The following is a 15,047-nucleotide window of genomic DNA, read 5'->3' as shown; positions in this document are numbered from 1 at the left end:
TCAGTGCTTCACGTCGCTGGCGGGAAGCAGCACTTCGACCGGCGTGCCGTCCACGAACAGCTGCGCGCAATCGACCTTGTCGAAGGAGTAGTGCTTGCCGCAGAAATCGCAGTCGATCGCCAGCTGGCCCAGCTCATCGAGGGCGCCGTCGACTTCCTCGCGGCCCAGCATCTTGAGCATGTTGCCGACTTTTTCGCGCGTGCAGCTGCAGTGGAAGCGGGGGTGGGCCGGCTCGAACACGCGGATCGTCTCTTCCCAGAACAGGCGGTTCATCAAGGTCTGGATGTCGGTCGAGAGCAGCTCTTCCTGCTTCAGGGTCGAGGCCAGCATGACGGCGCGGTTCCAGGTTTCCAGCTCGTCGGCTTCGCTGCTTTGCTTGATCTGGTCATCCTTGCCGCTGTGGCGCGGCAGCTTTTGCAGCAGCAGGCCGCGCGAGACGCCATCGTCGGCCGCCAGCCACAGGCGCGTGTCGAGCTGCTCGGAACGCAGCATGTAGTTTTCGATGACGGTCGCCATGTCGTCGCCATCGAGCGGCACGATGCCCTGGTAGGGCTGCTGGCCGGGCATCTTGTCAGTCGGGTCGAGCGTGATGACGAAGCGCGCCTTGCCGCCCGCGTTGAGCAGGTCGGTCAGGCTCGTGTCGTCGGCCACCGTCACGCCTTCCGCCAGCTTGGCGGTGGCGCGCATGCGCAGGTCGGAATCGCATTCGACCACCAGCAGGCGCACCGGCCCGTCGCCGTGGATTTGCATGACGATGGCGCCGTTGAACTTGAGGTTGGCCGACAGCAGGGCCGCCGCCGCCACCATTTCGCCGAGCACCTTCTTGACGGCCGGCGGATAGCTGTGGCGTTGCTGGATCTCGCCCCAGGTGCTGGAGATTTCGACGAACTCGCCGCGCACGGCGGCATTGTCGAAGATGAATTTTTGCAGGGTATCGTTGTTATTTTCTGTAGTCATTGTTTATCCAATCTTTTTCAGTTGCGTCTTGAATAGCTGGCCGCGTGCCACATAGCTGGCGGCGCTGCCTTCGAGACGCGCGATGTCTTCCGCGCTCAGGGTGCGCACGGCCTTGGCCGGGGCGCCGATGATGAGCGAGTGGTCAGGGAATTCTTTTCCTTCGGTCACCAGCGCACCGGCGCCGACCAGGCAACCCTTGCCGATCCTGGCGCCGTTCAGGATCACGGCCTGGATGCCGATCAGCGAGCCGTCGCCCACCGTGCAGCCGTGCAGCATGGCCTGGTGGCCGACCGTCACATTGCTGCCGATGGTGAGTGGAAAGCCCATGTCGGTGTGCATGACCGTGCCTTCCTGCACATTGCTGTTGGCGCCGATCGTGATGCGCTCGTTATCGCCGCGCAGGGTGGCGCCGGACCAGACCGAGGTATTCGCCTCCAGGGTCACTTTGCCGATCAGGCTGGCGGAATCGGCGACGTAGGCGGAAGAGTGAATCTCGGGCGCATGCTCGCCCAGTTGGTAGATAGCCATTTTGGTGTCGGGAAGCGTTGGAATGGCGCTATTTTACGCCGCCCCGGCACTTTCGACGCGGCATGGCCATTCACCGCCGCGTCACGGGAAGGTTGGGGGCTTTCTTCTAATCACAAGGCGGGGCGGCGCAAAACTACCTGTTTCGCGTAGGATAGCTTTCTTTTATGACACGTTTATAGCGGAGGCATCATGCGACTTTCCCCTGTTTCGCGCCTGGCCGGGGCGCTGGCCTTGGCCGGCGTCCTGGCGGTCCCGGCGGCGCGCGCTGCCGATTTCACCACCACCGACGGCTACACCGCCGCCTGCCGCGAGGTGGCGAAGGGGGCCGTGCCCAGGGATGACGATGCGCGCATTGCCGCCGTCATCTGCCGCGACACGGCACTGGTGCGCCAGATCGTCACCTGGGGTACGCAGGGCTTCGAGCGGATACATAAAGACCGTACCTCGAACGACGCCATCTTGGTCGAGGTGACCAAGGAAATCGATTACGTGATCGCCGAACTGGGCGCCACGCGCAAGCTGCTGGCCCAGGTCAAGCTTGGCAAGCGCAAGTCGCTGCGCCTGGCACCCGCGCAGTGGGAGCTCGACCTCGACAGCGACGGCCAGGTCAAGCTGTGGGAAAAATACCTGTTCGCCCTGCCCAAGCGCGGGCACCAGGCGTTCCGCTTCAGTGGTCCGAGTAACGATCAGGAATATTACGACCGCGAATACAATCTCGGCGCCGTGATCCGGGTCGACCAGAGCGATATTTTATGGTCGCTGTCGTATCATCATTTCATCGAGGGCTTGCTGACCAATGTGCGCGCCTTCGACTTGGCCAAGGACTACAACGGCGTGATCCTGGCGCGGCCAGCCTTGCTCAAGGCGGCGCACCAGCTGATCGGCAATGGCTTTCTGATTTCAGGCAAGATGCGCCAGGAAGCGCTGGCCGAAACCGATGACGACGAGGAGTGGATCGGCCATCCCGGGCAGGCCAGCAGCGTGTTCCCGCTGCCGCTCGATGCGGCCGATTTCGCCAGCTGGGGCATGATGATCAAGGAAATGTCGGCGCTGTGGCAAGGCCGCAGCTTGCTGCCGGCCACCCAGGGTGGCAGCGGGATGCTGGCGGCGATGGCGCCCTTGTGTCCCGAGGGCAGTGGCTTGAACGTGGCCAGGGTGTATCTGCAACCGCCGCCGGCCGGTACCTTGTACGGGTTTCGCCATACCAAGCTGCCGACCGCCCATTGCCAGCGCATCGACAAGGCGCATCCGGTCTCGCCGCTGGCGCAAATGGCGGAACAGGCCAGCAAGTCGCAGACCGGCATGGGCTTCCTGCGGTATTTGTACTGGACTAACTGAATACGGCACCCGTGATCGCGCACTGCCCCATGGATGCACGGATGATCGGCGTCGATGTTGACGGCTTTCGTGCACCAAAGGCAGACTTGACTATTCCAATGTTGTATCTACAATGTAGATACAACAGGAGGTAAAAAAATGGAATTGTCGGTACAAAAATGGGGTAACAGCGCGGCAGTGCGACTGCCCACCGAGTTGCTTGGCATCCTGAAGGCGACGTTGGGCGACAAGCTGACCGTCAGCGTGCAAAACGAGGGTGTGCTGCTGAAAGTAAAGCGACCGGCGTATTCGCTGGCGGACCTGGTGGCCCAGTGCGACCCCTCGGCACCGGAGCCCGTGGATATGGCTGCGTGGAGCAATGTCACGCCAGTAGGGCGTGAAGCGTGGTAAAGCGAGCCAAGTTTGGGCGTGGCGATATCATCCTCGTCAATCTTGACCCGACCAAGGGCCATGAACGACAAGGCATGCGGCCTGCGCTTGTGTTATCGACCAGCGTGTTCAATGCGCTCGGCCTCGCGCTGGTGGCGCCAATTGCCCAGGGAGGCGACTTTGCACGGCATGCCGGCTTCGCTGCGCCCTTGACTGGATCGGGCACGACAATCCAGGGCGTGGTACTGGTCAATCAAGTGCGCATGCTGGACCTGGAGGCGCGCGCCGCCAGACGGGTGGAAACGGCGCCCGAGTTTGTTGTCGATGATGCGCTCGCACGCCTGCGTGCAATTACCGACTGAGGGACAATCTCATTGGCTGCCTGGAAAAACCATCGAACCAGGCAATGGCAATCCACGTGATCCTGAATGCGTCTATTCCGATAAGCGGGCTCAAGACGATATCGCTGCATGAAAAAGTTCTCCGGTATAATACGAACGGTCGTTCTTTTTTATTGTCGAGTGTCCCATGAAACCATCCCGATCCGAATTCCTGACCGTGCGCGGCTTGCGCACCCACGTGCGCCACTGGGGCAGGGAGGGCGCGCCCAAGCTGTTCATGGTGCACGGCTGGATGGATGTGTCGGCCTCGTTCCAGTTCGTGGTCGATTGCCTGGAGAAAGACTGGCATGTGATCGCGCCCGACTGGCGCGGCTTCGGGCTCTCCGAACGCAGCCATTCTGACACTTACTGGTTTCCCGACTACGTGGCCGATCTCGATGCCATGCTCGATCATTACGCGCCTCGTGAGGCGGTCAACCTGCTCGGCCACAGCATGGGCGGCAATGTGGTCGGCATTTACGCCGGCGCGCGCCCGGCCCGGGTGCGCCGCCTGATCAACCTGGAAGGCTTCGGCTTGCCCGCGTCGAGCCCGGACAAGGCGCCGCGCCGATACGCCAAGTGGCTTGACGAGATGCGCGCGCCGCCGTCCTTGCGCACCTATCCGAGCCAGGCGGCGGTGGCGGCGCGCCTGCAAAAAACCAATCCGCGCCTGCCCGACGAGCGCGCGCACTTCCTGGCGCGCCACTGGTCGGCGCAAAACGCGGCCGGCGAATGGGAAATCCTGGGCGACCCGAATCACAAGAAGCCCACGCCGCTCGGCTACCAGGTGGAAGAAGTGATGGCGTGCTGGTCGGCGATCAGCGCGCCGGTGCTGTGGGTCGAGGCGGAAGACACGACTATGTGGCAATGGATGGGGCCGCGCGAGGAAGCTCGCATCGAGGTCGACCGCCGCCTGGGACACTTGAAAACGGTGAGCACGCGCATGATGGCCGACGCCGGCCATATGCTGCATCACGATCAGCCCGAGGCGCTGGCCGCGATGGTGGAAGCGTTCCTGGTTTAGCCGCGCGCCGCGTGCATCGCTCAGTCAGCGTACAATAAAGCCTGTCTCCACTAGTTGCCGATCCGAGCCTTGCCTGCGTATGCTGAATGTAGATCTCCATTGTCACTCGACCGTGTCCGACGGCGTCCTGGCGCCTGCCGCCGTCGCCAACTACGCGCACAAGGCGGGGGTGAACGCGTGGGCCCTGACCGACCACGATGAAGTCGGCGGCGTGCCCGCCGCGCGCGCGGCGGCCGCCGACCTGGGCATGCATTTCGTGTCCGGCGTCGAAATCTCGATCACCTGGGCCAACCATACCGTGCACATCGTCGGCTTGCAGATCGATGCCGACAATCCCGGCCTGGTGCAGGGCCTGGCCGCCACCCGCAGCGGACGCGATGCGCGCGGGCGCGACATGGCCGAGCAACTGGCCCGCGCCGGCATCCCCGGCGCCTACGAGGGCGCGCTCAAGTTCGTCGATAATCCCGACCTGATGTCGCGCACCCATTTCGCGCGCTACCTGGTCGAGTCCGGCGTGTGCGCGAATATCCCGGAAGTGTTCCGTAAATACCTGGTCGAAGGCAAGCCCGGTTATGTGCCGCACCGCTGGGCCAGCCTGACCCAGGCGGTCGGCTGGATCCGCGGCGCCGGCGGGATTCCCGTCATCGCCCATCCGGGCCGCTACAAGCTGGGCATGGTGGGGCAGGGCGCCTTGTTCGATGAATTCAAGCAACTGGGTGGCACGGCGATCGAGGTTGTCACGGGCAGCCACACGCCGGACCAGTATCACCTGTACGCCGAGGAAGCGCGGCGCTATGGCTTCCTGGCGTCGCGCGGCACCGATTTTCACGCGCCTGGCGAGTCGCGGGTCGATTTCGCGGCCTTGCCGCCGCTGCCATCGAGCGTCAAGCCGGTCTGGCACGACTGGTTCTGAAGGTTGACCTAGGCTGGGCCGGATGCTTACCGCAGGCTTAAAACGCGCCCGGCGCGCCATGGGCGCGGCGGCGCGGCTCTTGTATTTGTAGCGGCCAACCCTATCTTGTTTTCCTGTTCATTCATCTCGCAGCCGGGAGGCTTGCCATGAAGCGCATTTTGCTGTTCCTTGCCACTAACCTTGCGGTGATCCTGGTCTTGACCGTGGTGCTGAACGTGTTCGGCATCGCGCGTGCGGTCAGTGCGTCCGGCATCAACATCGGCCAGTTGCTGGTGTTTTCGGCCGTGGTCGGCTTCACCGGATCCTTCATTTCCTTGCTGATGAGCAAACCGATGGCCAAGTGGTCGACCGGCGCGCGCGTGATCGACAACCCGGTCAATCCCAGCGAGGTGTGGCTGGTCGATACCGTGCGCAAGCTGGCCGAGCGGGCCGGCATCAGCATGCCCGAGGTCGCCGTGTACGAGGGCGCGCCGAATGCCTTCGCCACTGGCGCATTCAAGAATTCCGCCCTGGTCGCCGTCTCCACCGGTTTGCTGGAAAGCATGGACCGCGATGACATCGAAGCCGTGCTCGGCCACGAAGTGGCCCACGTCGCCAATGGCGACATGGTCACCCTTACCCTGATCCAGGGCGTGGTCAATACCTTCGTGGTGTTCCTGGCGCGGGTGGTCGGCTTTTTCGTCGACAAGGTCGTGCTGCGCGGTAATAGCGACCGTGGTCCCGGCATCGGCTACATGGTCACCGTCTTCGTGTGCGAACTGGTGTTCGGCCTGGTCGCGTCGATCATCGTCGCCTGGTTTTCGCGCCAACGGGAATTCCGTGCCGACGCCGGCTCGGCCAGGCTGCTGGGCAGCCCGCGCCCCATGCAGCAGGCGCTGGCGCGCCTGGGCGGCCTGGCCCCCGGCACCTTGCCGTCGCAAATGTCGGCGTTCGGCATTTCCGGCCCCGGTTCGGCCTGGGGCGCCCTGTTCGCCACCCACCCGCCGATGGAAGAACGTATCGCCGCCCTCAACAACCTGCCTCCCGCATGAGCCAATTTTTCGCGATCCACCCCGACAATCCGCAGGCGCGCCTGATCAAGCAGGCCGCCCAGATCATCCACGCCGGCGGCATCGTCGCGCTGCCGACCGATTCATGCTACGCCCTGGTGTGCCATCTGGACGACAAGGGGCGGTGGAAAAGTTGCGCCGTATCCGCGGCATCGATGAAAAACACCACCTGACCCTGCTGTGCCGCGACCTGTCCGAGATCGCCGTCTACGCGCGGGTCGACAACCGCCAGTTCCGCCTGCTCAAGGCCGCTACACCGGGTCCGTACACGGTGATCCTGGAAGCGACCCGGATCGTGCCGCGCCGCCTGTCTCACCCCTCGCGCAAGACCATCGGCTTGCGCGTGCCCGAGAACGCCATCGCCCAGGCCCTGCTGGCCGAACTGGGCCAGCCGCTGCTGGGCACCACCCTGATCCTGCCCGACCTTGACGGCGAAGGCAGCGAGCTGCTGACCGACGCCGACAGCATCCGCGCGCGCATCGACAAGCAGGTCGACCTGATCGTCGATGGCGGCGCCTGCTCGCTCGAACCGACCACCGTGATCGACCTGACCGGCGACGACGTGGTGCTGGTGCGCCAGGGCCGCGGCGATGCCGCCGTGTTCGGCCTCTGAACCGCCGCCCGCCGCAGTTCCGGGGCCGTGCGCCCGCTCTGCTAGAATCGTGCGATGAATAGCACTCACCAGACCATGCAGGCACTGTTTGTGTTCGCGATTCCGGTCCTGTTCGCCATTTCCCTGCATGAAGTGGCGCATGGTTACGTGGCCCGGTATTTCGGCGATCCGACCGCGGCCAACGAAGGTCGCCTGAGCATCAATCCGCTGCGTCACATCGATCCCTTCGGCACCGTGGCCTTGCCGCTGGTGCTGTACTGGCTGATCCAGTTGCCCTTCGGTTACGCCAGGCCGGTCCCGGTGGAATACGACCGCCTGCGCAATCCCAAGAAACACATGGCTTTCGTGGCCTTGGCCGGCCCGGCCGCCAATTTCGCCATGGGCGTGGCGTGGACCATCATCGGCATCCTGCTGGCCGCCGCCGGCGTGGGCGAGCGCTTCCTGTTCGACATGGTGCGCGCCGGCGTGAGCGTCAACGCGGTCATGATGGTGTTCAACCTGCTGCCCATTCCGCCGCTCGACGGCAGCCATGTGCTGGCCAGCGTGCTGCCCGAACGCGTGCTGCGCCTGCTGCCGACCGTGCCGCCGGATGGCGGGCGCACCCTGGCGTCCCTGCTGCCGGGCGCCATGCTGGCGGCCTTGCCCAAGCGCCTGTTGCGGCTCGTGAATGATGTGGCCGTGATCGACGTGCTCATTTTCGCCGCCTTCATCCTGCTGATGCGCCTGCATGTGCTCGACAGCTTCCTGTTCAAGGCGATGACGGTGGCGATTGCCGCCTTTTCCCGGGTCGCGTCTCCCTTTTCTTTTTTCCTGAGTTAATTCATGTACCCAGATCGTGTTGTTTCCGGTATGCGCCCGACGGGCACCATGCACCTTGGCCATTACCACGGCGCCCTCAAAAACTGGATCAAGATGCAGGCGGAACAGCCTTGCCTGTTTTTCGTGGCCGACTGGCACGCCCTGACCACCCATTACGACGACCCCGGCATCATCGAGCGCAGCACCTGGGACATGCTGGTCGACTGGCTGGCGGCCGGGGTCGACCCCTCGCAGGCGACCCTGTTCATCCAGTCGCGCGTACCCGAGCATGCCGAACTGCACCTGCTGCTGTCGATGGCCACGCCGCTCGGCTGGCTGGAACGGGTGCCGACCTACAAGGACCAGATCGAGAACCTCAGTAACAAGGACCTGGCCACCTACGGCTTCCTCGGCTATCCGCTGCTGCAGGCGGCCGACGTGCTGATCTACCGCGCCAGCCAGGTGCCGGTGGGCGACGACCAGGTGCCGCACATCGAAATGATGCGCGAGATCGCGCGCCGCTTCAACCATATGTACGGCAAGGAAAAAGGCTTCGAGGAAAAGGCGCTGGAAGCGGTCAAGAAGCTCGGCAGCAAGCGCGCCCGGCTGTACCAGGAATTGCGCACCGCTTACCAGCAGGAAGGCAAGGACGATGCGCTGGAGCAAGCCCACGCCATGCTCAACGATGCCCAGAGCCTGTCGATGATCGACCGCGAGCGCCTGTTCGGCTACCTGGAAGGCAGCCGCAAGCTGATCCTGGTCGAGCCGCAGGCGAAGCTGACGGTGGCCTCGCGCCTGCCCGGGCTGGATGGGCGCAAGATGTCAAAAAGTTATGGCAACGCCATTTCCCTGCGCGAAGACAAGGAGTCGGTGGTCAAGAAAGTGCGCACCATGCCGACCGACCCGGCGCGCGTGCGCCGCAGCGACGTTGGCGATCCGCGCAAATGCCCGGTATGGCAATTGCACGAAGTTTATTCCGACGAAGCGACCCGCGACTGGGTGGTCCAGGGTTGCACCACGGCCGGCATCGGCTGCATCGAATGCAAGCAGCCGGTGATCGACGCCATCGTCAAGGAACAGGAACCGATGCACGAACGTGCCCAGCAATACCTGGACGACCCCTCCTTGGTGCGCGCCATCGTCGCCGACGGCTGCGAAACGGCGCGCAAACTGGCACAGGAAACCATGCGCGACGTGCGCGAAGCGATGGGCCTGGCTTACACTTGATAAAGGAATTCTTGATGACCGACACACTCACTACTGACGCCTCCGCCTGGATCGCCCGCTTCGCGCCGCTGGCGCCGCGCGGCGAGGCGCTCGACCTGGCTTGCGGCAGCGGCCGCCACGCACGTCTGCTGGCCGCGCTCGGCCACCCGGTGATCGCGCTCGACCGCGACCCCGAGGCCCTCGCCGCCGCCGCGGGCGAAGGCATCAGCACCATGCAGTTCGACCTCGAAGACGGCAGCGCGCCCTGGCCGTTCGGGGAGGGGCGCTTTGCCGTGATCGTCGTGACCAATTACCTGCACCGCCCGCTCATCCCCGCACTGGTGCGCAGCCTGGCGCCGGGTGGTTTGCTGATCTATGAAACCTTTGCGTGCGGAAATGAAGAATTTGGCCGCCCGAGCAATCCCGCCTTCTTGCTGCACGAGGGCGAGCTGCTGCGCCAGGCGGCGGCCCATCACTTGCGCGTGCTGGCCTTCGAAGACGGTTTCACCAGCCTGCCCAAGGCGGCCATGGTGCAGCGCCTGTGCGCCGCCGGGGCCGATTTTGCGCGCGCCGATGCCCGTCTGGACGGGGGCGCGGCGCCGACCGAAGCGCGATTCTAGTCAACAATGAACCATTCCGGCGGACGATCCGCTACAATCAGGCTTTTACTTACCAGCATAGTTACCTACATATGATCAAGGGCAGCATAGTAGCAATCGTCACCCCGATGCATGCAGACGGCAGTCTGGACCATCCGGGCCTGCGCAAGCTGATCGACTGGCACATCGCCGAGGGCACCGATGGCATCGTCATCGTCGGCACCACGGGCGAATCGGCCACCGTCAGCGTCGAGGAACACTGCGAACTGGTCAAGCTGGCCGTCGAGCATACCCGGGGCCGCATTCCAGTCATTGCCGGCACCGGCGGCAATTCGACCGCCGAAGCGATCAAGCTGACCGAATTCGCCAAGGAAGTCGGGGCCGATGCCGCGCTGCTGGTGGTGCCGTACTACAACCGTCCGACCCAGGAAGGCATGTACCGCCACTTCAAGGCCATCGCCGAAGCGGTCGACCTGCCTATCATCCTGTACAACGTGCCGGGCCGTACCGTGGCCGACATGAGCAACGAGACCATCGTGCGCCTGTCCGCCATTCCGAATATCGTCGGCCTCAAGGATGCGACCGGCAACATCGCGCGCGCCCTGGAACTGCTGCGCAATGTCGACCCCTCGTTCGCCCTCTACTCGGGAGACGATCCGACCGCGCTGGCCTTGATGCTGTGCGGTGGTGCCGGCAATATTTCGGTCACGGCCAACGTGGCGCCGCGCGCGATGCACGAGCTGTGCGTGGCCGCGATGAGCGGCGACATCGCCCGCGCCGTCGCGATCAATAACAAGGTCATGCCGCTGCACCAGAAACTGTTCATCGAGCCGAACCCGGTCCCGGTCAAATGGGCGATGGCGGAAATGGGCCTGATGCCTGACGGCATCCGCCTGCCCCTGGCGCCGCTGGGGCAAGACTGCCACGATGCGGTCCGCGCCGCCCTGCGCGAAGCCGGCGTCCTACCACAGCCCTGACCCGCAAGGGTTGGATCATCCCAGACACCAGCTGCCTTTCAGCTTCTCATCCAGTAACGACATGACTATTCGTAAGACAATTACTTCGGCCTCGGCCACGGCATTTCCTCCGGCGGCGACGCGCGGCCTGGTGCTTTCGGCGCTGATGGTCAGCCTGTCCGGCTGCGGCATGATCAGTTCCGTCATCGAACAGGACAAGCTCGATTACCGCGGCGCCAAGAAGGCGGCCACCCTGGACGTGCCGCCCGACCTGACCCAGCTCGAGCGCGACAACCGCTACAGCATTCCCGAAACGCGCGGCGTGGCCAGCGCCTCGACCTACCAGCAGCCCAAGGGCACGACGGCCATGCCGGCCCCAAGCGGGCAAGCGGTGGCCGTGGCCGGCACCGATGGCGTCCGGATCGAGCGCAGCGGCAACCAGCGCTGGCTGGTGGTGAACCAGACGCCGGAGCAGCTGTGGCCGCAGCTCAAGCAGTTCTGGGCCGATTCGGGCTTTACCATCATCAATGAGTCGGCCACCACCGGCGTCATGGAGACCGACTGGGCCGAGAACCGCTCGAAGATCCCGCAAGACTTCATCCGCCAGTCGATCGGGAAGGTATTCGATTCGCTGTACTCGACGGGCGAGCGCGACAAGTTCCGCACGCGCCTGGAGCGCACCCCGAACGGCACCGAAATCTACATCAGCCACCGCGGCGCGGAAGAAGTGCTGGTCGGCGCCCAAAAGGATTCGACCACCTGGACCGTACGTCCGAACGATCCGGGCCTGGAAGCGCAATTCCTGAGCCGCCTGGTGGCCAAGCTGTCGGGCATGGCCGACGTCAAGCCGGCCGAAGCGGCCGTGGCCGCGGCGGTGGTGGCGCCCCAGCACGCCAAGCTGGTGGGCGACACGGTGGAAGTGGACGAAGGCTTCGACCGCGCCTGGCGCCGGGTCGGCCTGGCGCTGGACCGGGTCGGCTTCACGGTGGAAGACCGCGACCGCGTGCAGGGCGTGTATTTCGTGCGCTATGTCGATCCCGACCTGGCCGCGAAAGATGGTTTCCTGAGCAAGCTGTTCAGCTTTGGCGCCTCCTCGGACAAGGCCAAGGAAGCGCAGCGTTTCCGGGTGACGGTCAAGTCGGAAGCCGGCGCGACGGTGAGCAAGGTGGCGGTGCAGAGTAACGACGGCAAGGCGGAAACCTCGCCGACCGGCGCCAAGATCCTGAAACTGCTGAGCGACGAATTGAAGTAAACGTCGATGCAGCAATAAAAAAACCGGCCGAGGCCGGTTTTTTTACGCCGCTGCACGGGCAACGGGCGCTGAAGCGGCGCCGGGCACGGCTGCCATCGGCCCCGCCTGCGCGCGCAAGACGGCGTGGACGCAAACCTGCGGGCGAAAAAAAACCGGCCCGCGGGCCGGCCTTTTCAAATCGCGCTGATTACTTGGCAGCGGATGCAGCAGCCGAAGCAGCAGCCGAAGCGGCAACCGAAGCGGCGTTAGCAGCGTCAGCAGCTACGGAAGCGGCCGAAGCAGCGGTTGCTGCAGCGCTAGCGGCTTCGGTTGCTGCTGGAGTTGGAGCTGCAGCATCAACTGGAGCTGCTGGCGGAGTAACCGCTGCTGGGGTTTCCACAACTGGGGTTGGGGTAACAACTGCTTCTGGTTCTTTTTTGGTGCAAGCAGCCAGGGCAACGGCCAACAGGGAGACGATCAGCAAAGATTTTTTCATGGGTTTTCCTTAATTAATTCACTAAATTATGACGACGTATGTTGCGATGAATAATTACCGGTAATTATCGCTCGTTAGGGAATTCTCGTTAGCTTTCGTACCTGTAATGGTGCTTGACAGACAACGGAAACTTCCTAACCCGATATTATAGCTAAATTTGGTGCTCCGCAATAGCGGGAAGATGCTTTTATGGAAGCTTTTTGCGAACTGGCAACATTCATCTTGTGATAAAAGACATCTTTATGCTTATTTCATCGGTCATTTTGCGACAACTCCGATTTATATTCTGACCGTCCGGTTTTAGGCCTTACAAACCCTTACAAACCTGTGGTGGTCGGATGCAAGGTTGAAACGGCCTCGATCCAGATTCCCGCGAATCTTTCCTGGCTCAGTTCAGTCGCCTTGGGCAGGTCGAAGCTGGCTTCGCCGCGCATGTGGTCGCTGTGAAAGCGGCGCACGATATGCATGCCGTCCGCGATGCAGAAGGAATCGGTCAGGTGATGCAGGGAGCGCGGCGTCGCGCGCGCCTCGATCTTGTGGTTGAACTCGCGCAGCAGGCGCAGGAAGCGCGGGTAGTGGCGTTCGATATGGGCGCTGTCATGCATGGCGATCTGGATCGCGCCACCGCCGGCCAGGAAATGCCGCAGTGCGGCATCGGTCTCGCTGCTACCGAGCGGAAAGACCGAAAAATCCGGATCGAACAGTTGCAAGGTCGAGCGCGCCCGCCCCAGGCAGTCGCGCAGCTGCGCCTCGAATTCGGCGTGCGAGTTGAATGGCAGGGCGGTAAGGTCGGTCATGGCTGCATTCCTTTAGGCGAGTTCAATCCATCCATCCTGGTACCAGGTGTAGAGCGCTTCCATCACATCGTCGGACGCGCCGGCCAGGGCGGTACCGGGCAGGGCGCGCTCGTTGGCCAGCACGTCGAGCACGGCCTTGTCGGCCCGGCCCACGGCGAACGATTCGCCGTTGATGAACACGTGCTTGCCACGATACAGCATCTGCGACTTGAGCGAGAGCGCCACGCCGCGCTTGCCCGCCGTCTCGGCGAAGCGGCCCATGGTCAGCGGCTTGGCCGGGCCCGTGAAGAACACATTATGCTTCGGTTCGGACATGTGCTCGCCGACGAAAATCGTCACGTCTTCCTCGGTGAAGCGCACCTTGTTCATTTCCTCGGTAATCGCCGCCAGCATGTTGCGCGGAATTTCGGCCGGGTGTTTCGCCACTTCCAGGTCCGGATCGGCATAGCGGCCTGGCAGGTCGATCGAGTCGGCCATGAATTGCAGGAACGCTTCGCCCAGTTCCTGGTAGGACGGCGAGCGAAAGCCGATCGAGTAGGTCATGCACTCGCCCTCGGCCACGCCATCGTGGGCGTAGTGGGGCGGCAGGTACAGCATGTCGCCCGCTTCGAGCAGGAATTCTTCCTGCGGCTTGAAGTTCTTGAGGATCTTGAGCGGCTTGCCTTCGACCAAGGACAAATCCTTTTGCGCGCCGATGCGCCAGCGGCGCTTGCCGTGCGCCTGCAGCAAGAACACATCGTAGGAATCGAAGTGCGGACCGACCCCGCCGCCATCGGTGGCGTAGCTGATCATCAGGTCGTCCAGGCGGGCGTCCGGGATGAAACGGAACTGGCGCAGCAGCGCATCGGCGCCCTTGTCGGCCAGGTTGGCGCCCTGCACCAGCATGGTCCATTCGCGCTGGGTGCGTGGCGGCAGTTCGGTCAGCGGACCGTGCTGCATGCTCCAGTCGCCGTCGACCTGGGTGATCAGGCGCGATTCGACGTGGTTCAGCTTGGCGAGCGCGGCCAGGGCCTCGAACTTGAGCAGCGGCTTGAAGCCGGGGATTGCCTGGCGGATCAAGAGCGGTTTCTTGTGCCAGTAATCGCGTAAAAACTGGGCGGGCGTGATATCGCCCAAGAGCGTTAATTTTTTCATGCGACATTATAACCAAGTCCGAAACAGGGCAAGGCAGCGGGGAGGTATAATCCGCCAGTACACACTGAAAGGAAGCACTATGAAGATTGCCAAAAACACGGTCGTAACGGTCAAATATAAATTGTCCGACGCGCAGAACAATCTGATCGAAGACGGCAGCAAGCCGATGGTCTATCTTCACGGCGGTTACGAAAATACCCTGCCGAAGATTGAAGAAGAACTCGATGGCAAGGAAACGGGCTATGCCTGCGTCCTGCAGATCGAACCCGATGATGCGTTCGGCGACTACGACTCCTCCCTGGTCAAGGTCGAAGCGCGCGAACGCCTGCCGGAGCCGCTCGAAGTCGGCATGCAGTTCGAAGGCATGCCCGACGGCCCGGATGGTTCGGAAGAAGCCATGATCTTCACCGTGACCGACATCGCCGACGACAAGGTTGTCCTCGACGGCAATCACCCGCTGGCCGGCATGGCGTTGCGCTTCGAACTGGAAGTAACCGACGTGCGCGACGCACTCGATGTCGAGATCGCGCACGGCCACGTGCATGGCGCGCATGGCCACGACCATGACGACGAGGACGATGACGGCGAAGAGGGCGACCACTTCCGCAGCCACCCCGTGCATTAAACCCCGGCTTGCCGGGCGGCCCACGGGTCGCCTG

General features: G+C 63.4%; 17 protein-coding genes and 1 pseudogene. 13 read left to right on the top strand and 5 right to left on the bottom strand.

The window, feature by feature from the left end; translation table 11 throughout:
• Together hslO and IV454_RS00155 are read right to left on the bottom strand one after the other, a co-directional pair.
• Entirely contained in the window at window positions 1–957 is a 957-nt protein-coding gene (gene hslO, locus IV454_RS00160; protein WP_206089667.1) for an Hsp33 family molecular chaperone HslO, read from the bottom strand.
• Window positions 958–960: 3 nt separating this feature from the next.
• A complete protein-coding gene (locus IV454_RS00155) occupies window positions 961–1,485 on the bottom strand; it encodes a gamma carbonic anhydrase family protein (protein WP_206089666.1) in 525 nt (174 codons plus the stop codon).
• 189 nt (window positions 1,486–1,674) lie between these two features.
• Between IV454_RS00155 and IV454_RS00150 the strand changes: the two genes are divergently transcribed.
• The 12 genes and pseudogenes from IV454_RS00150 to bamC all read left to right on the top strand — a co-directional run bounded on the left by IV454_RS00150 (window position 1,675) and on the right by bamC (window position 11,982).
• Window positions 1,675–2,823 carry a hypothetical protein gene (locus IV454_RS00150; RefSeq protein WP_206089665.1) on the top strand — a complete coding sequence of 383 codons (1,149 nt, stop codon included), beginning with the start codon at window positions 1,675–1,677 and terminating at the stop codon, window positions 2,821–2,823.
• A 138-nt stretch (window positions 2,824–2,961) separates the two neighbouring features.
• Window positions 2,962–3,213 (top strand): AbrB/MazE/SpoVT family DNA-binding domain-containing protein, encoded by a 252-nt coding sequence (locus IV454_RS00145; protein WP_206089664.1) that lies wholly within the window; start codon window positions 2,962–2,964, stop codon window positions 3,211–3,213.
• Entirely contained in the window at window positions 3,207–3,554 is a 348-nt protein-coding gene (locus IV454_RS00140; RefSeq protein WP_206089663.1) for a type II toxin-antitoxin system ChpB family toxin, read from the top strand. Before IV454_RS00145 ends, IV454_RS00140 begins: the two co-directional genes overlap by 7 nt.
• Window positions 3,555–3,720: 166 nt before the next feature.
• Window positions 3,721–4,596 carry an alpha/beta fold hydrolase gene (locus tag IV454_RS00135; RefSeq protein ID WP_206089662.1) on the top strand — a complete coding sequence of 292 codons (876 nt, stop codon included), beginning with the start codon at window positions 3,721–3,723 and terminating at the stop codon, window positions 4,594–4,596.
• A gap of 79 nt (window positions 4,597–4,675) precedes the next feature.
• Window positions 4,676–5,509 carry a 3',5'-nucleoside bisphosphate phosphatase gene (locus IV454_RS00130; protein ID WP_206089661.1) on the top strand — a complete coding sequence of 278 codons (834 nt, stop codon included), beginning with the start codon at window positions 4,676–4,678 and terminating at the stop codon, window positions 5,507–5,509.
• Between the two features lie 146 nt (window positions 5,510–5,655).
• The gene (gene htpX / locus IV454_RS00125; protein ID WP_206089660.1) at window positions 5,656–6,540 is read left to right on the top strand and encodes a protease HtpX; all 885 of its coding nucleotides are present in this window, start codon (window positions 5,656–5,658) and stop codon (window positions 6,538–6,540) included.
• Window positions 6,537–7,171 (top strand): annotated as a pseudogene (locus IV454_RS00120) (L-threonylcarbamoyladenylate synthase). The gene htpX and the pseudogene IV454_RS00120 overlap by 4 nt, the downstream one beginning before the upstream one ends.
• A 54-nt stretch (window positions 7,172–7,225) precedes the next feature.
• A complete protein-coding gene (locus IV454_RS00115) occupies window positions 7,226–7,990 on the top strand; it encodes a site-2 protease family protein (RefSeq protein WP_206089658.1) in 765 nt (254 codons plus the stop codon).
• Between the two features lie 3 nt (window positions 7,991–7,993).
• On the top strand, window positions 7,994–9,196 hold the full coding sequence (locus tag IV454_RS00110) for a tryptophan--tRNA ligase (RefSeq protein WP_206089657.1): 1,203 nt from the start codon (window positions 7,994–7,996) through the stop codon (window positions 9,194–9,196).
• Window positions 9,197–9,210: 14 nt separating this feature from the next.
• On the top strand, window positions 9,211–9,795 hold the full coding sequence (locus IV454_RS00105) for a class I SAM-dependent methyltransferase (protein ID WP_206089656.1): 585 nt from the start codon (window positions 9,211–9,213) through the stop codon (window positions 9,793–9,795).
• Window positions 9,796–9,866: 71 nt separating this feature from the next.
• Window positions 9,867–10,751: a 4-hydroxy-tetrahydrodipicolinate synthase gene (dapA, locus tag IV454_RS00100; protein WP_206089655.1), complete on the top strand. Its 885-nt coding sequence runs from the start codon at window positions 9,867–9,869 to the stop codon at window positions 10,749–10,751.
• A 61-nt stretch (window positions 10,752–10,812) separates the two neighbouring features.
• Window positions 10,813–11,982 (top strand): NlpB/DapX family lipoprotein, encoded by a 1,170-nt coding sequence (bamC, locus tag IV454_RS00095; RefSeq protein WP_229521970.1) that lies wholly within the window; start codon window positions 10,813–10,815, stop codon window positions 11,980–11,982.
• Window positions 11,983–12,169: 187 nt separating this feature from the next.
• Here the strand turns inward: bamC and IV454_RS00090 are convergent, their stop codons facing one another.
• From IV454_RS00090 to IV454_RS00080, 3 genes are all read right to left on the bottom strand, one after another.
• A complete protein-coding gene (locus IV454_RS00090; RefSeq protein ID WP_206089654.1) occupies window positions 12,170–12,457 on the bottom strand; it encodes a hypothetical protein in 288 nt (95 codons plus the stop codon).
• Window positions 12,458–12,774: 317 nt separating this feature from the next.
• Window positions 12,775–13,254, bottom strand: coding sequence for a DUF7931 domain-containing protein (locus tag IV454_RS00085; protein ID WP_206089653.1), 480 nt, complete (start codon window positions 13,252–13,254; stop codon window positions 12,775–12,777).
• Window positions 13,255–13,266: 12 nt separating this feature from the next.
• Complete coding sequence (locus tag IV454_RS00080) at window positions 13,267–14,388, bottom strand: cupin domain-containing protein (RefSeq protein WP_206089652.1); 1,122 nt, start codon at window positions 14,386–14,388, stop codon at window positions 13,267–13,269.
• Window positions 14,389–14,467: 79 nt separating this feature from the next.
• On the opposite strand from IV454_RS00080, the gene IV454_RS00075 reads away from it, so the two are divergent.
• Window positions 14,468–15,013 (top strand): FKBP-type peptidyl-prolyl cis-trans isomerase, encoded by a 546-nt coding sequence (locus IV454_RS00075; protein WP_206089651.1) that lies wholly within the window; start codon window positions 14,468–14,470, stop codon window positions 15,011–15,013.
• Window positions 15,014–15,047: the final 34 nt, after the last annotated feature.

The organism is Massilia antarctica, assembly GCF_015689335.1.
GTDB classification, from domain to species: domain Bacteria; phylum Pseudomonadota; class Gammaproteobacteria; order Burkholderiales; family Burkholderiaceae_D; genus Telluria_A; species Telluria_A antarctica.
This window is presented reverse-complemented; position numbering and strand designations above follow the sequence as displayed.

Coding starts and splice junctions, on each gene's coding strand:
- hslO (WP_206089667.1), bottom strand. CDS start 957: ATGACTACAGAAAATAACAACGATACCCTGCAAAAATTCATCTTCGAC.
- IV454_RS00155 (WP_206089666.1), bottom strand. CDS start 1,485: ATGGCTATCTACCAACTGGGCGAGCATGCGCCCGAGATTCACTCTTCC.
- IV454_RS00150 (WP_206089665.1), top strand. CDS start 1,675: ATGCGACTTTCCCCTGTTTCGCGCCTGGCCGGGGCGCTGGCCTTGGCC.
- IV454_RS00145 (WP_206089664.1), top strand. CDS start 2,962: ATGGAATTGTCGGTACAAAAATGGGGTAACAGCGCGGCAGTGCGACTG.
- IV454_RS00135 (WP_206089662.1), top strand. CDS start 3,721: ATGAAACCATCCCGATCCGAATTCCTGACCGTGCGCGGCTTGCGCACC.
- IV454_RS00130 (WP_206089661.1), top strand. CDS start 4,676: ATGCTGAATGTAGATCTCCATTGTCACTCGACCGTGTCCGACGGCGTC.
- htpX (WP_206089660.1), top strand. CDS start 5,656: ATGAAGCGCATTTTGCTGTTCCTTGCCACTAACCTTGCGGTGATCCTG.
- IV454_RS00115 (WP_206089658.1), top strand. CDS start 7,226: ATGAATAGCACTCACCAGACCATGCAGGCACTGTTTGTGTTCGCGATT.
- IV454_RS00110 (WP_206089657.1), top strand. CDS start 7,994: ATGTACCCAGATCGTGTTGTTTCCGGTATGCGCCCGACGGGCACCATG.
- IV454_RS00105 (WP_206089656.1), top strand. CDS start 9,211: ATGACCGACACACTCACTACTGACGCCTCCGCCTGGATCGCCCGCTTC.
- dapA (WP_206089655.1), top strand. CDS start 9,867: ATGATCAAGGGCAGCATAGTAGCAATCGTCACCCCGATGCATGCAGAC.
- bamC (WP_229521970.1), top strand. CDS start 10,813: ATGACTATTCGTAAGACAATTACTTCGGCCTCGGCCACGGCATTTCCT.
- IV454_RS00090 (WP_206089654.1), bottom strand. CDS start 12,457: ATGAAAAAATCTTTGCTGATCGTCTCCCTGTTGGCCGTTGCCCTGGCT.
- IV454_RS00085 (WP_206089653.1), bottom strand. CDS start 13,254: ATGACCGACCTTACCGCCCTGCCATTCAACTCGCACGCCGAATTCGAG.
- IV454_RS00080 (WP_206089652.1), bottom strand. CDS start 14,388: ATGAAAAAATTAACGCTCTTGGGCGATATCACGCCCGCCCAGTTTTTA.
- IV454_RS00075 (WP_206089651.1), top strand. CDS start 14,468: ATGAAGATTGCCAAAAACACGGTCGTAACGGTCAAATATAAATTGTCC.